Source organism: Enterococcus sp. DIV1090 (genome assembly GCF_050537975.1).
In the GTDB taxonomy this organism is placed as follows: domain Bacteria; phylum Bacillota; class Bacilli; order Lactobacillales; family Enterococcaceae; genus Enterococcus; species Enterococcus faecalis.
In genome coordinates this window covers 807,860-823,757 of record NZ_CP172917.1, presented here as the reverse complement: position 1 = coordinate 823,757, position 15,898 = coordinate 807,860, and the positions used below count along the sequence as shown (strand labels likewise).

General features: G+C 35.4%; 13 protein-coding genes and 1 tRNA gene. 3 read left to right on the top strand and 11 right to left on the bottom strand.

What is annotated here, in order from left to right; translation table 11 throughout:
• Nucleotides 1-10 precede the first annotated feature (10 nt).
• Together IGL48_RS03995 and IGL48_RS03990 are read right to left on the bottom strand one after the other, a co-directional pair.
• Entirely contained in the window at nt 11-1,066 is a 1,056-nt protein-coding gene (locus IGL48_RS03995; protein ID WP_010824497.1) for an endonuclease/exonuclease/phosphatase family protein, read from the bottom strand.
• Between the two features lie 22 nt (nt 1,067-1,088).
• Nucleotides 1,089-1,673, bottom strand: a complete 585-nt coding sequence (locus IGL48_RS03990; RefSeq protein WP_048949409.1) for a hypothetical protein — start codon at nt 1,671-1,673, stop codon at nt 1,089-1,091.
• Nucleotides 1,674-1,850: 177 nt separating this feature from the next.
• Between IGL48_RS03990 and IGL48_RS03985 the strand changes: the two genes are divergently transcribed.
• Complete coding sequence (locus IGL48_RS03985) at nt 1,851-2,585, top strand: alpha/beta fold hydrolase (protein WP_048949408.1); 735 nt, start codon at nt 1,851-1,853, stop codon at nt 2,583-2,585.
• Complete coding sequence (gene mprF / locus IGL48_RS03980; protein ID WP_002358907.1) at nt 2,582-5,113, top strand: bifunctional lysylphosphatidylglycerol flippase/synthetase MprF; 2,532 nt, start codon at nt 2,582-2,584, stop codon at nt 5,111-5,113. Before IGL48_RS03985 ends, mprF begins: the two co-directional genes overlap by 4 nt.
• Nucleotides 5,114-5,183: 70 nt before the next feature.
• On the opposite strand, the gene IGL48_RS03975 is transcribed toward mprF, so the two are convergent.
• Entirely contained in the window at nt 5,184-5,996 is an 813-nt protein-coding gene (locus tag IGL48_RS03975) for a pyruvate, water dikinase regulatory protein (RefSeq protein WP_002366402.1), read from the bottom strand.
• A gap of 12 nt (nt 5,997-6,008) precedes the next feature.
• Nucleotides 6,009-6,638 carry a helix-turn-helix transcriptional regulator gene (locus IGL48_RS03970; RefSeq protein WP_002355926.1) on the bottom strand — a complete coding sequence of 210 codons (630 nt, stop codon included), beginning with the start codon at nt 6,636-6,638 and terminating at the stop codon, nt 6,009-6,011.
• Nucleotides 6,639-6,807: 169 nt separating this feature from the next.
• Here IGL48_RS03970 and ppdK point away from each other — a divergent pair, with 169 nt between their 5' ends.
• Nucleotides 6,808-9,453 (top strand): pyruvate, phosphate dikinase, encoded by a 2,646-nt coding sequence (gene ppdK, locus IGL48_RS03965; RefSeq protein WP_010824495.1) that lies wholly within the window; start codon nt 6,808-6,810, stop codon nt 9,451-9,453.
• 113 nt (nt 9,454-9,566) lie between these two features.
• On the opposite strand, the gene IGL48_RS03960 is transcribed toward ppdK, so the two are convergent.
• The 7 genes from IGL48_RS03960 to IGL48_RS03930 all read right to left on the bottom strand — a co-directional run bounded on the left by IGL48_RS03960 (nt 9,567) and on the right by IGL48_RS03930 (nt 15,867).
• A complete protein-coding gene (locus IGL48_RS03960) occupies nt 9,567-9,899 on the bottom strand; it encodes a putative quinol monooxygenase (protein WP_010824494.1) in 333 nt (110 codons plus the stop codon).
• Between the two features lie 33 nt (nt 9,900-9,932).
• Nucleotides 9,933-10,006 (bottom strand) — tRNA-Arg (locus IGL48_RS03955).
• A gap of 174 nt (nt 10,007-10,180) precedes the next feature.
• Nucleotides 10,181-11,029 carry a hypothetical protein gene (locus IGL48_RS03950; RefSeq protein ID WP_048949407.1) on the bottom strand — a complete coding sequence of 283 codons (849 nt, stop codon included), beginning with the start codon at nt 11,027-11,029 and terminating at the stop codon, nt 10,181-10,183.
• Between the two features lie 214 nt (nt 11,030-11,243).
• Nucleotides 11,244-11,555 (bottom strand): hypothetical protein, encoded by a 312-nt coding sequence (locus tag IGL48_RS03945; RefSeq protein ID WP_010824492.1) that lies wholly within the window; start codon nt 11,553-11,555, stop codon nt 11,244-11,246.
• Between the two features lie 608 nt (nt 11,556-12,163).
• Complete coding sequence (locus tag IGL48_RS03940; protein ID WP_010824491.1) at nt 12,164-12,697, bottom strand: hypothetical protein; 534 nt, start codon at nt 12,695-12,697, stop codon at nt 12,164-12,166.
• Nucleotides 12,698-13,221: 524 nt separating this feature from the next.
• Complete coding sequence (locus IGL48_RS03935) at nt 13,222-14,415, bottom strand: GNAT family N-acetyltransferase (protein ID WP_065420517.1); 1,194 nt, start codon at nt 14,413-14,415, stop codon at nt 13,222-13,224.
• A gap of 57 nt (nt 14,416-14,472) precedes the next feature.
• Entirely contained in the window at nt 14,473-15,867 is a 1,395-nt protein-coding gene (locus IGL48_RS03930; RefSeq protein ID WP_002355921.1) for a glycoside hydrolase family 1 protein, read from the bottom strand.
• Between the last annotated feature and the right edge of the window lie 31 nt (nt 15,868-15,898).

Here is a 15,898-nt window from a genome sequence, read left to right as displayed (position 1 = left end):
TGTACTTTTTTTATTTCAACCCAACTTCCATCTTCACAGGTTGGTGATCTGTATATTTAAATTGTTCGTCCTTTGTTTTCACGCTATGAACAGCCACATTATCAGAAACAATAAAACCATCAATTACATACACTTGGGATGTTTCATAGGAGCCAGTGTATGGCTTATTAAGCACCCGCACAGTCGGCTGTTGATCATCATAAGCAAGTGAAAAATGTTTAGGTAAGTCTGCTGGATCAATTTCTCCTGGTGCCCAACCAGCTTCCCCTAGGTCAGGATATCGATGACTGCCTTTGAAAACTTGATTAAAGTCACCTCCAGCAATTACATAGTTTCCTTTAGCGTATTCTTGGGATAATACCTCAGCTAACTTTTTGCTTTGAGCAATCTTCCCTTCCCCATTGTCATAGGCTTCCAAATGTAAGTTAAAAACCACTAATTCTTTGTCTGTGCCTTTAATTGGAAAGCGCGTTTCTAGAAGCGCTCGTTTTAAGTTACTAATGCTAACGGGCCAACGAAAGGGATTGGGTAAAGCAATGCGTTTGGCCTCTGTTATTTTTTCATTTGATAATGTTAATAAACCACTTTCTACTCGTCCAATCGGCGGCCAAGGAATGGGCACATAATCTACCTTAAAATTATAAGCAAATGCGCTGTTCAGCTGTAGCTGTTTTTGTAATTCTTCCTCTTGATTGACTTCATAAGAACGTTGCGAGCGACGATCGACTTCTTGGAATAAGTAAATCATCGCTGGTAATTCTTTTAAGGTTTCTTTAATGCCTGTTAAATTCTGTTGGACCATTGCCTTATTAACTGGTTGGACAGTTTTGCCACCGTCCATAAAAAAATCTTCTGTTTGTCCTAGGCCGGCATAGCCTATGTTATACGTGACTAAAGAAATGGATTGCTTTTTTTCGATGGTTTGCTCTGAAAATTGTTTATTTATAGCAACTGGTTCAACCGCTCGCGGTCGAAACTCTCGGAAGGTTAAATATCCTATCAAAATTAAAGCTATGCTTAGAAGAAGGACCATCAAGCTACCGAGATATTTAAAAAACTTTTTCATTGATTCCGATGTTCCTTTCACATTATGTCAAACCAAAAGTAGTAATTATCTTCGTTGCTACTTCTTCTGGTGTCATGTTTGAATTATTTATTTTCGTTATTTTTACATTTGGAAATGTACTTTCTAGTTCACCTTCGTGGCTTACTAATCGATGTTCTTTAAAGGTATTGAGTAATTCTTTTCGAGAAAAGTCGACATCGCGTTTTGAAGGTTTTGCCTCTAGCCGCTCTGGATGAACATTCCGTTCTAGGCGGATTTCTGTTGAAGAGACGAGTTCGACGAAATAAACGGACTCATGTTTACTAAGAAAAATTTCTGATATTTCTTCTAAAAATTGAAAATCCTGTTCTTGATCAAAAGCAATCACCACTGTAAAAATAATGTTTTTTGTTGTATTTGTGGCTGGATTTTCTACAAAGGCATGAAAAAGTTCCTTTCTAACGGAATCAGACAATTGAAACGCACGTTCCGTATACCCAAGATAGTTTGCAAATAAGTCAATGGTTTGATGATTAAATAGTAATTTAGCATCTAACTGCTTTTCTAAAGCCTTGCCAACGGTCATTTTCCCGACAGCTTGGGCACCAATTAAAACGATTAAAGACATCAACTTCTCCTCCTCTAGCCTAATTTTTTAGGTGGCTATCTTCTACTATATCACACTATATTACAACACCTTACAAAACTGTTCGGAAAATTTTCTGTTTTTTATTACAAAAAAAAGACAAAAGACTCTATAATGAGAGAGGACTCGATTGATTATAGATGAGATAGGTGACGGAGAATGGCAATAGAAAAATATTTTCAAACAATAGATGGCAGTCAAATTTTTTATCAAATTTTTGGCAAAGAAACAAATTACCCCCTTGTGTTACTTCATGGTAATGGCAATGATCATACTTTTTTTAATTATCAAATTTCTTATTTCTCCAAGGAGTATCAAGTTATTGCGGTGGATACACGCGGACATGGACGTTCCACCAATACACAAAGTCAATTAACTTTTCCGCTTTTGGCAGAAGATTTAGCTGGTATTATTCAACAAGAACACTTAACAAAAATTAATTTATTGGGCTTTAGTGACGGAGCAAATATTGCCATGGTTTTTACCCATTTATATCCTGATTTCGTCAACAAACTCGTCTTAAATTCTGGAAATGTCACCATGTCTGGTTTAAAAAAATATGTAGCGATTGCCACTTATTTTCAATATTGGTTTTGTCGTATTGGCGCCTTTTTTTCAAAAAAATTGCGCGCACGGCTCCCTATCGTGGCTCTGTTATTTGAAGATACTGGACTGACAAAACAAGATTTAGAACACATCCCCTGTCCTACTCTTGTTATTACTGGCAGTCGAGATTTAATTGCGCTTTCCCATTCACGGGCGATTGCTGATGCCATTCCTGCTGGTAAATTGGTCTTGGTAAATAAACAGGGTCATTTATTTGCCAAAAACTCACCAGATATTTTTAATAAAACAATCGAAAAATTCTTAAAGGAAATGAAGGTGTCTAAATGAAACAAATTATTCATTGGATCAAAACGCATACAGGATTACTAAAAACACTGTTTGTTATTGCGGTCTCAATTATTGTTGTTGCCCAACTTTTATCAATTGGTAAAACGATCTCATTTGAACAGTTAAAACAGATTTTTGATGAGATTCCGCTATGGAAATTGTTATTGATGATGGTTATCGGTTTAGTTTCCGTTACTCCGATGCTAAATTATGACTTAACATTAAATCGCATTTTAAACTTGAAAGTCTCAAAACGGGAACTCCTTGAATCTAGCTGGATTGTCAATACCATCAATAATATTGGTGGATTCGGTGGTTTGGTCAGCATGGGACTTCGTTCTGAATTTTATGGAAATAAAACAGAGGAAAAGAAAATTTTACCTGCGTTAACCCATATTTTACTTTTTGTGTTATCCGGTCTATCTATTTATAGTATTCTTTGCTTTTTCCTTGTTCAGTTTGATCCAAAGATGGCTTATTTACAGCAATATTGGATTTGGTTATTAGGTGGCGGTCTTTATTTCCCATTACTTTATCTTATTTTACATTTCCAAAAAAATAGTTCCTTTGGTAACCTCGATGCAAAAAATCGCTTATCTTTAGTTGTTTCTTCGTTTTTAGAATGGACAGGTGTTTTAATTACCTTTATCAGTATTGGTTACTTATTAGATGTACCGATTCCTTTAATTGATATTGTTCCTTTATATGTAGCAGCTTCGATTATTGGGATTGCTTCGATGATTCCAGGGGCTTTAGGTAGTTTTGATGTCATGATGATTTTAGGACTGAGCAACTTAGGTGTCGATCGTGAAATTATTGTTTTGTGGTTATTGCTCTATCGTTTATTCTATTATATTATTCCTTTCTTAATTGGCTGTTTGTTCTTTACAAAACACTTAAGCCAAAAGTTGGATACTCATTATCGTCAACTGCTAAAACAAATTACTTTGGAAATTGCCCACAAGCTGGAAGTGGTTTTACTTTATTTTTCAGGAATTATGATGGTGCTCCTAGCCACTATTCCAGAAGCCTTCACTCAAGTGCATTGGTTAAGAGATATTAACCCCTTCCGTTCACATATTATTATTCAAATTCCGAGTATTGTTTTAGGCTTTGCATTATTAATTATGGGACGTGGGATTGCTGATCGTGTTAAAAGAGCCTATTATCCAACGATTATTTTATTAATTGGTGCTATCTTGTATTCATTTGTTGTTGACTTTAGTATGTTTTCCATTTTCTATTTAGCTATTTTATTATTTATCGTTATTTTTTCAAAATCAGAATTGTACCGTGAACAACTGGTTTACTCTTGGGAGTGGATGACGATTGATGGGTTTATCTTTGGCTTGTTGACTTTGTTATACCTGGTAATTGGTGTTTATAATTTACCGAACTTCCCACACCATCGTCATCATTTTGTGGAATTTTTCTTGTTCCCTTCCGAACGGATCTGGTTGTCAGGATTTATCGCTATCCTCTTAGTTATGAGTTTTAACTTTCTATTTGTTCGCTACCTCCAAGGGAAAAAACACCAAGTGGGTGAGTTTCCAGAAGATAGTATCTTGCATAATATCTTAACAACTTATGGCGGGAATATTGACAGTGAACTTGTCTTTCTTCATGATAAACAGGTTTTCTTATATCCCAAAGAAGAACCGACTGTCTTTTTACAATTCAACACCATTAATAATAAATGCGTTGTGATGGGCAACCCTTCTGGGAACAAAGAAGATTTTCCTGCGGCGATTGATGCATTCCTTAAAGAAACAGATCGTTTCGGCTATGTACCCGTCTTTTACGAAACCAATGAGGACAGCGTGATGTTACTACACGAATACGGCTACGAATTTATCAAAATGGGCGAAGAAGCCTTAGTTAATCTAGAAACATTTACGATGTCTGGGAAAAAATTCAAAGGTACCCGCGCAGTGTTTAATAAAATTACCAAAGCCGGCTATTCATTTGACGTACTCCAACCTCCTTTTAGTGCCGAACAAATGCACGAATTAAAAGCTATTTCGGATAGTTGGTTAGACAATCGAAAAGAAAAAGGCTTTTCACTAGGATTTTTCGATGAAGCGTATCTTCAAAGAAACCCAATTGCTGTTGTCCGAAATGCCGAAGGAGAAATGGTCTCTTTCGCTAATATCATTCCTAGTTACACAAATGAAGTTGGTACCATCGACTTGATGCGTCACCATAAAGAAAAAGCCCCTTCTGGAAGTATGGATTTCCTATTTATTCATTTATTTGAATATATGAAAACAGAAAATATTCATTATTTCAATTTAGGGATGGCTCCGTTAGCCAACGTTGGTCAATCAAGAAAAAGTTTTATTCAAGAACGGATTGCTGCGTTAATTTATGAATTTGGTTCAGAAATTTACTCCTTCCAAGGATTACGCGAATACAAGGAAAAATTTGCTAGCAAATGGCAACCACGCTATACACTTTATTCTAAAAGTAGCTGGATTGTCTACGTGATGATTGCTTTACTCATTGTCGATCAAAAAAATATTGACTAACAAAAAGAATCCCAATTAAGTATAAAAAGCTTGGCAACTTCACTGAAATTTAGTGAGGTTGCCAAGCTTTTTAATTTCTTTCATCTAGTTTTTCTTTAATTAAAAAGGCTGTTTCTTCGACAGATTTTGCGGTTACATCAATCACTGGGATGCCATACTTCGCAAAAATTTCTTCAGCATAAGCTAATTCTTGTTCAATCCGTTCAACATTGGTATAACTGGTCTCATTACCTAAACCTAAGGAAGCCAACCGACTGCTACGAATCTGTCCTAATATTTCTGGCGAACAAACTAAACCAATCATTTTTTGTGGATCCATTTCTTCCAAAATTGGCGGCAATGGAACTTCTGGAATTAATGGTAAGTTAGAAACGCGGTAGCCTTGATTTGCTAAATACATACTGACTGGCGTTTTTGAGGTCCGCGAAACGCCTAACAACAATATATCAGAATCAAGAAACCCTTGAGGATTTTTACCATCATCATATTTTACAGCAAATTCAATCGCTGAGATTTTATCAAAGTAAGCACGATCTAGTTGATGGCGTCGTCCAGGCTCTTCAATAGGATCTACTCCGGCTTTCGCTTGAATTAATTCAAAAAATGGCGCCATTAAATCTAAATATAACAACCCTGTTCGTTCACTAAATTCTTTCGCCGCTGTGATTAGTTGTTTACTGACTAATGTACTGACAACTAAGGCTTTATCTTTTAAGGCATCTTTTAAAATCTCCAATAATTCTTCTTCTGTTGTGACAAAAGAAAAATTGTATCGATTAAGAAAAGAAATATCTGGATATTGTGCGCTTGCTGCAGCTAACAATTTTTGTGATGTTTCTCCAAGTGAATCGGAAATAGTATAAACAATGATCTCTTTTTTCATAATTAAGCTCCCTTATCTATTTTGTGCGGCTTCTTTCGCTTGTTGCGTAATATAGGTTAAAATTTTCGTTTTCGTAATTTTTCCAATAACTTTTTTAGGATTTTCTTTTTCAACGACTGGCAAAGAATCCACTTCGTATTTTTGCAAAGTGTCAGCAGCTTCAAGAATAGTAAATTCTGGTGTGCAGGTTTTCACATGTGGCACTCTTGTCATACAAACAGCAACAGGTGTGCCATCAATATTTGTATTTAAAGAGGCCCGTAATAAATCTTTTCGTGACAAAACCCCTAATAATTCTTTTGCTTCATCCATGACATAAAGAGAACCGACATCATACATAAACAAGTTGGTAATCGCATCTCGAATTGAGGTGTCTTGGGCAACCATCAATGGTGGACTCATGATCTCCTGAACTTTTGTTTGAAAAACGTCAAAAAAGAAAAAAGCCTCCATATTATCACTTTCGTAAGTATACCCAACTTTCGGACTTGCTTTTAAAATTCCTGAAAGTGTTAAAAAAGACAAATCAGAACGCAATGTCGCACGTGAAACGGCTAGTATGTCCGAAATGCGTTCACCACTAACTGGCTGATGCTCTTTTACAACAGCGATAATTTGCTCTTGTCGTTTACTTAATTTCATCATTTCCTCCTCAATTCCTCTTAAACAAATTGTGCATTCGCTTACAATTATACACATATTTATTGTTTTTTCAACATATTGACAAGAAACTTTTTCTATTGACAAACTTATTTCCGTCTATTATGATGTTTATTGAACATATAAGACACATATTAAACGGAGGTCACGCATGAAAAAGTTTATTTATTCTTTTAACGAAACACACAATGAAGGTAAAGAGACTCTTGGTGGTAAAGGGGCAAACTTGGCAGAAATGACACGCTTAGGTTTGCCGATTCCACAAGGATTCACGATTACAACCCGTTGCTGTATGGACTATTTGGCAGATGCTACTTTCTTTGAAGAACACTTACAATCAGAAATTTTGAAAGCGGTTAAAAATCTAGAAGCTGAAACAGGCAAATCTTTTACCGCAGACAATGAGATTCTCTTAGTTTCCGTTCGCAGCGGTGCTGCCTTCTCGATGCCTGGTATGATGGATACTATTTTAAATTTAGGTTTAAATGATCAACGTGTGAAAAAATTTGCGACCTTAACCTCTCCTGGTTTTGCTTTTGATTGTTATCGCCGACTTATTCAAATGTTTGGAGACGTCGTCTATCACATTCCCAAAGAATTATTTGACCAACAAAAAGAGCGCTTGGAACAAGAGCTAAACAAAAAAATTACCGCTTTTCAAGAAGAAGATCATTTTGCCTTGATTGTCCGCTACCAAGAAGTTTTCGAACAACATCATGTGGTCTTCCCGCAAGACCCTGTCGCACAACTTTTTGAAGCAATCAAAGCTGTTTTTGATTCATGGAATAATCAACGTGCGGTGGTTTATCGAAACTTACATCATATTGCACATGATTTAGGTACAGCTGTCAACATTCAAGAAATGGTTTTCGGCAATCGTGGACTAGACAGTGGCACTGGCGTTGTCTTTACTAGAAATCCGGTCACAGGGGAAAATCAACTGTTTGGAGAGTTTCTTTTGAACGCGCAAGGAGAAGATGTAGTGGCTGGTATTCGGACGCCAGAACCCATTCGTCGTTTACGTTTGACTATGCCAAAAGTTTATCAAGATTTTCGCCATTACGCAGAACTTTTAGAATATCATTATCGTGACATGCAAGATATTGAATTTACCATTGAAAATGAAAAATTATATATTTTACAAACAAGAAACGGGAAACGAACCGCCGCAGCTACGGTTAAAATTGCTTTAGACTTAGCCAAAGAAAATCGCATTACTAAACAAGAAGCACTGTTGCGTGTGACACCTGATACGATTGATCAATTAATTCATCCCGTGTTTGATCAAGAGAAACGACAACACATGGAACGTTTAGCTATGGGACTTCCTGCTAGTCCTGGTGCAGCAAGTGGCCAAATTGTTTTTACAGCAGAAAAAGCCAAAGAACTGACCAATCTAGGAAAGAAAGTCATTCTTGTTCGTCAAGAAACTTCACCAGAAGATATTGAAGGCATGGTTGTAAGCGAAGCAATTGTGACCAGTCGTGGCGGAATGACTTCTCATGCCGCTGTGGTCGCACGAGGAATGGGAACTTGCTGTGTGACTGGTTGTGAAAGTTTAACCGTCAATGAAGAAACCAAACAACTACACTGCGGGCCACAAGTCATCTTAGAAGGAACAATCATTTCCGTCGATGGCTCAACGGGGGAAATTTATCTTGGCGAAATTCCTACAATTTCTGCTGATAATAACGATGACCTTCAAGAGCTCTTGTCTTGGGCAGATGCGTATGCTGATTTAACTGTTCGTGCCAATGCAGAAACTACACAAGATTTAGAGACTGCTATCCGTTTTGGCGCAGCGGGGATTGGTTTAGCGCGAACAGAGCATATGTTTTTCGGTGAAGAGCGTGTCTTGGAAATGCGTCGCCTGATTTTAGCAGAGTCTGAAAAGGAAGCAACCTATGCGTTGGAGCAACTTCTTCATTTTCAACAGGAAGACTTTTATCAAATGCTGAAAGTAGTTCAAGACAAGCCCATGGTGGTCCGCTTGCTGGATCCGCCGATGCATGAGTTTTTACCTCATGAAAAGAATGATATTCAATTATTGGCGAAGCAACTACAACGGTTCCCAGTGACCATCGCCAAACAAATTGAACGGTTACAAGAAACCAATCCAATGTTGGGTCATCGTGGTTGTCGTTTAGGTGTGACCCAACCACAAATATACAAAATGCAAGTTACAGCCTTATTTACTAGTGCCATTCGATTAGTCAAAGAAGGAATTACTGTTTATCCAGAAGTGATGATTCCTCTAATCGCCGAAAAAGAAGAACTTCTCTATCTCAAACGCATTTTAAAAGAAACGATTGATGGTCTCTTTGAAGAACATAAAATGACTCCTTTCCCTTACGAAATTGGGACAATGATTGAACTACCTAGAGCTTGTCTGATTGCGGATCAGTTAGCAGAAGAAGCAGACTTTTTCAGCTTTGGAACAAATGATTTAACACAAATGACCTATGGTTTTTCTCGTGATGATATCGGTAAATTCATTAATACGTATCGGGAAAAGAAAATCATTACCCAAGATCCGTTTCAATCACTAGATCAAACAGGTGTTGGTCAACTGATTCAATTAGCTGTAGAGAAAGCGCGTCGTACTAAACCAAACATGAGTATTGGCGTATGTGGAGAAGTCGGTGGTGATCCGCAATCCATCACGTTTTTCCAAACACTTGGCCTAAACTACATCTCTTGCTCACCTTATCGGGTACCTATTGCGAAACTCGCAGCTGCCCAAGCCAAAATTTTAACCGAACCGGCTGTGACTGAAGAGCAAATGGTCCTTCTTTAATTTAACGTGTGTAACAAATGATTCATCCTTACAAGATAAAAAGTGCTAGGAACATCAGTCGAAACGGCTGATGTTCCTAGCACTAAATTTTAAGATCAATGATTGCACTCTAGTTATTTTCTTATAAACGCGGCATCTTTTGTCAAGGGGTCTGTTACATCTGATACATATCTTTCTACTTTCATATGCAAATCATATTTTTCTCTAAGTTCCGTAATACGGGTCATCATTGGAGAAGCGTGGTGTTTGTCTAATGCTTCCTGATCTGTCCAACTATCAATCAGCAGAACTGTTTCTTCATCGTCCATTGGAAAAAAGTATTCATAGCGACTATTCCCTTTTTCTGCACGAATCGCCTCTACAATTCCGCTAGCAATCATTTCTTTGGCAAATTCTCTTGCACGTCCATTTATCCCACTATAATAAATATTTATAGTAATCGCCATCTGTCTTCCCCCCTAAATTTACTTGCCTTTTTACGTTCCCGACTGGAATTGAACCAGCGACCTACCGCTTAGGAGGCGGTTGCTCTATCCTACTGAGCTACGAGAACAAAGTACCTTGTTTAATTAACAATATACAGTCTCATTTTACTTGATACAATAGGATTTTGCAAACTAGCCTATTCCATTAAATACACATAGTTTTGACTAAAGATACAGACCTTTACACAGACAAATCCACCACACCAATAATCTTTTAAAAACATAATTAATAGAATATTTTTTTATTCTTTTTTAGGTAAAAAAGATAAAGTAAAATGAACTGTTTGCATATGTTCTAATTTTTTCTTTCCACATTTGTATTGATAATAATTATAAAGAGCAACCACAGAAAACATAACTCCCAAGCCCACTCTATAAAAAATATTGTGTTCTTGAATGACATCAAACAAATATATAATTACTCCAACAAATAAAAGAAGAAGTATAAAAAATATCTTGCTTAATACATCTTTTTCACTCCATTTTTTTCTTTTCTGAAAATTATTATAATATGAGATATACCTTTTATTATTACGTTCACTAGATGTTTCCTTTATAAAGTCCGTTTTCTCTAAATTCTCTAAATTTATAATCCTATATTTTCCTTTATCATTCGTTAATAGTACTTTATTTTTTAAAATCCTTTTTTTAACAAAATAAGTTTCTCCTCCCAATAGTACATATGATCTTCTTCTATAATTATAATACCAAAAATTTCTTAATGCATAATATATACCAAAAATCAATGATGCTAATGATATACAAAGTAGATAGAGTAGTTTTCGATACCTTAATTTTAAAAGTTTGTCTAATTCTATTTGATTAAAACTATAATGAGCTCCAGTAATTACATCAATTTTTTTATTTCCAAAAAAATCACCTAACATATAAGAAAACAGTAGCGCTCCTATGAATAGTACGTACGAAGTAAATAAAACATAATTAAACAATTCTCGAAATGCTCGACCATAGTTGTTTTCTAAATCAAATTCTATATCCGTAGACCAAATTCTATCTATCAAGAATTTCAGACCAGTACCAACTGCACCAATAGAAAATAGTGCCTTAAAAATATCCCAGTATTTATCCACTTTTTTATAAACTCCTTTTTGTTTGAATTATAACAATTTATATACAATAAAATAAAATGCAAATTTGCATATTTCAACGAATAATTTGACACTCTTCAACAATAGAAAGTGATACAAATTATAAAAAAACACGACCATAATGGACGTGCTAAGTTAAAAATTTTTAAAATTCATTTTACATTTTGAATGGGGTATAGCTATATTAATCGTTTGTTTACTTAAATTTATTTGTGATAGTTTTAAGCAGCTCATCATTTAATGGTTTATACATGTTATTTTCAACATCAAATGATTTAATTACAACTTCTGCATCTTCATTCAAAATATCTATCAATCTTTTTCCATACTCTATTTGTTTTTTTAAGAACTTCTGAATATTACTGTTTAAATCAACAACTCGATACGCAGTTCCACCCACATGTAGCTTTAACTGTACTCCATCTTTTTTTCTCTGAATAAGATACAATTCTGTATCTACGTTTGATACTAAATGCTCTACAAAAAACAATTCATCATCATAATTCATAACTGCCTCCTATATAGAATAATTTTAAAATATTTAATTAATCCACAAAAACAACCTAAGTTTTTTAGTAACAAAGGCATACTCACTCAATATAATAAAAATTTGTACTAAACGATTATTACTTAAATACTTATGGTTAAATTCATAGACAAATATCTCTATACCAAATAGATGCTTCTAAAGAACTCTGTTTCATATTAAGTTATTATTTAGCTTTCTATATTCTTCAGTATATTCATCTAAAATCTGATAAAAACTAATAACATATTGATCGTGTTTTACAATTCTTTCAAACTCGAATCCTCATTTATAGTTCCATCTAAAACACAGCTATTACTAAATTAAAATGTCCTCTTAAACCTTATTATAGCCTCGTATACTATTATCTCAAACCTCTTTTTGAATAAGGATACTTTCTAAGTAGCGTTACTACGTCTCCAGCGATTTCTATTATCATACATATTGTTTTCTATTTTTAGAATACTTATTTTGTATTCTTCTGTGCTTGCCTTTATAGTATGTAGAATAAAATATATTTACTGTCGTAACGACAAATGTTAGGAGCTATCTCTAAAATGTAGAATTCTACACAAAAGTACCTCCTCCAATTAAAGATCAGGTTTTTCGATTTCAATTTCTTTTATATACTGTTTTCCGTTGAAATCTAAAAATTCTGCATACACTTTTAAATTTCCACTTTCTTCAACATATTTTCTGCCTGTATTATATAAATACAATTTATCTATAGTATATTCTTCCGTAATACGACCTGGTTCTATCAATTCCAATTTAGGTATATCAAATATTTGATCTACATATTTAATATAAGTTTTTATTTCCTTTTTATTTTTCATGAGATTTTTTATTGAAAATGATTTCTTTTTAGTTCCCACACCAAAACCTATAAAAGCAATTCCTACGGTTGTTTTTCCAGAATTATATGCACATATTTTTAATAAACTATCACCATTACTAAATGAACTATGGTTATCTTTATTTTTTTTGAGTTCTTCTTTCAATAGTAAGCGAATTTTCACTTTGCTTTCTTTTCTAACAATCCACATTGATAAACAAACCGCTCCAAATGTACCTAACCCGCTCAGCATTTCCCAGAAATTGCCTAAATCTATACTTATATTCATACCTTCCTCTCCTTACTTTAATAAGTATATCAAAAAATATAGAAGTTACTATTACTATTTCTTCTATACGCCATAAAGTTATAATATTTACGCCGAGAATATTACCAATATTCGGAGAGGTTTACCTTGGGTTCTGCCGGATAATACTTAAATTCATTTCTTGACAGTTTTTGTTTTATCTCTATAAAAGCCTTTTCCTTTCCACAACATGTATTTTTTTAGAAGTCTTCACTACATCTGTCAATAGACAAAAAGAAAGTATCCCGCATGAACAATTATGCGAGATACTTTCTTTCAGTGAAACACGTCGTTCGTTTATCTATTATTTTTTTTGCCGCCGATCAAGAATCATTTTTCCTAAATAATAAAGTCCTGTCGCAATAGCTATATATTGCCCAATTTTATTATTGCGTGCAACTTTTTCTTGTTTCGTTTTCGCCATTGTCCCCATCACCTTTCTAAAATAATTCTTTTTACATTTTTATTATAGTAGGTTCTTTCATTTTTTGCGAATAAACACACTTTTAAAAATAATCTTCTAAAATTGGCATGCCTTTGACTAAACGTTGGTCTAAACGTTGAACTGTCGTTGCGTCTCCTTGCAAGCGTTCATAAAAAGATAACGTTTCTGTTGAACGATAGCCCAAGAATAGTTGCGTCCACGTTTGGATATCTGCTTTCAAAGCAGCAGTCCCTTCCTTTTCCACAGCACCTTTAGTCACTGTCGCTTTTCCTTGTTCGTCAATTGTGATTGTCCAAATACCTTCATTCCATGGCCCATAGGAATCTTCAATCTCTAAAGAATACATTTCTTTTTCTCCTGATTGAAATGGATACTTTTCAAGAAATGTTTGTAACTCAACGATTCGTGCCATCATGTAAGGTAAAATTTTTACAGAAGCTGCTGGCGTTGGCATTAAATCATTTAAATCTTTTCCAGCAAAACCATTAATCCAATGAAACGATTGGACGGAACCACTATGTGAGCCAATAAACCCAGCTAAAGCTTTAAAAGCTGTATTAGTTAAATAGTTCCATTCTACGATTTCAAAGGTGCCAGCAGCTATCCGATAAATCACATAGCCTTCTGCTTTCCCTTCTGACGAATAATAAATCGCTTGATTATTTGGTTTACTTGCACGATTCAGCGTATAATCCAGCCACCAAGTTTCACGGATCACACCACCAGAGTGCGCTCTTTGATTTTCAAGGTATACGTCTTTAATGACCTCTTTACCGTCAGCCCAAGAAACTCGTTTAATGGTACCTGGAACTCGTTTAACACGTGGCCAATCTTCCGTTTTAATTGTATACTCCGCTTGTTCAAATGTTTGTTCATAGCCATATTGACGATAAAATGGATATGAAAACGGTGCTAAGTAAGAAAGGGCAACCTTTTGTTTCGCTAAATCAGCCAACATTTCTTTCATAATAGCAGAGATGCCGCCTTCACCACGATATTCTGGATAAGAAGCCACATAGCCAATTCCAGCCATGGGATAGCGGACACCATGGAAATTCACTTGAAAAGGTGTCGCCATCACTTGACTTGTTAATTGCTCATCAATTAGGAAGCCATAGCTTTGCGTATGTGATAACAATTTTTCAAAACGTTCTTGGCGTTCCGCCGTGGGTTCCTGATTAAAAGCATAGATGACAAGATCAAACATCTCTTTCATTTCTTCTTTGCCCATTTTTTTGACTCTTTTAGTTGTCATTTTCTTTCCTCCTCGCACATTGTATCAATTCATTTTATCACAGAAACGGTTCTCTTTCTAAAAGCCGTTATTTGCTGTCATTTCTTTGAACCAACGACCGCTTTTCTTAATGGTCCGTTTCGCATCATCATCTAAATCCACAGCAATGAAGCCGTAACGATTTTTATAGGCATTAAGCCAAGACCAGTTATCCATACACGTCCACATATGATATCCTTGAACATTACTACCTTCTTGAATCGCTTGATGCACCCATTTCAAGTGATCCTGCACGAATTCAATCCGATAATCATCTTCAATGACTCCTTGTTCATTGACAAAGCGTTCTTCTCCTTCTACGCCCATGCCATTTTCTGAAATGTAGCAGCGAATGTTGCCATAATTTTCTTTTAAATTCATTAATGTATCATAAATACCTTTTTCGTAGATTTCCCAGCCACGGTAAGGATTCATTTTTTTGCCAGGCATATCGTAGACATCATAAAAATCTTCTGGAAGTAAACCTTCTGGTCGTGTTTCAACAGGTGTTTCTTTTGCTTTGGCACGACGTGGTTGATAGTAGTTTACTCCTAATAAGTCCACAGTATTTTCAGCAATTATTGCTAAATCTTCTGGCGTTGTTTCTGGCAACAAGTCATTTGCTTTCGCCCAGGCAACCATATCTTCTGGAAAATGACCTTTAACAGCCGGGTCTAAAAACGAACGGTTAAAGAAACCATCGACAAATTTAGCCGCATTTACATCGGCTTCGTTGTGCTCATCACGAGGATAAGTCGGCGTTAAGTTTAAAATAATGCCAATTTCACCTGATAAGTTCATAGAATGATAGACGGCAATCGCTTTGGCACTAGCTAAAGCTTCATGATAGAGTACTTGAATCCCTTCTTTTAGATTCACTTTATCAGGATAATGCCAGCCATAGAGATAACCACCTTCAACTGGTACAATTGGTTCATTGTGCGTAAACCATTTTTTCACGCGATCGCCAAACAATTCAAAACAGGTTTTGGCAAAGTCAACATACAAATCAACCACTTCACGGCTTTCCCAACCGCCTTTTTCTTGAAGTACCATCGGCATATCAAAATGATACAAGTTCATAAAGGGCTCAATCCCGTGTTCTAATAAATCATCAATCACTTGATTATAAAAATCAACTGCTGTTTGATTGACTTTTCCTGTTGTAGGATCTGGAATTAAACGGCTCCATTGAATGGATGTTCGAAAAGAGTTATGTCCCGTTTCTTTCATTAACTGAATATCTTCTTGGTATTTTTTATAAAATTGTGAGGTCTTATCTGGACCGACTTGTTGAAAGAATTTTTCTGGCGCTTCTTGATACCAAAAATCCCAAATGTTTTGACCTTTACCATCACCTTCAAAAACGCCTTCTGTTTGAGGACCGCTGGCTGCAGAACCCCACCAAAAATTTTCTGGAAATTGATATTTCATGTTATTTGCTCCTTTACGATTTAATCATTAA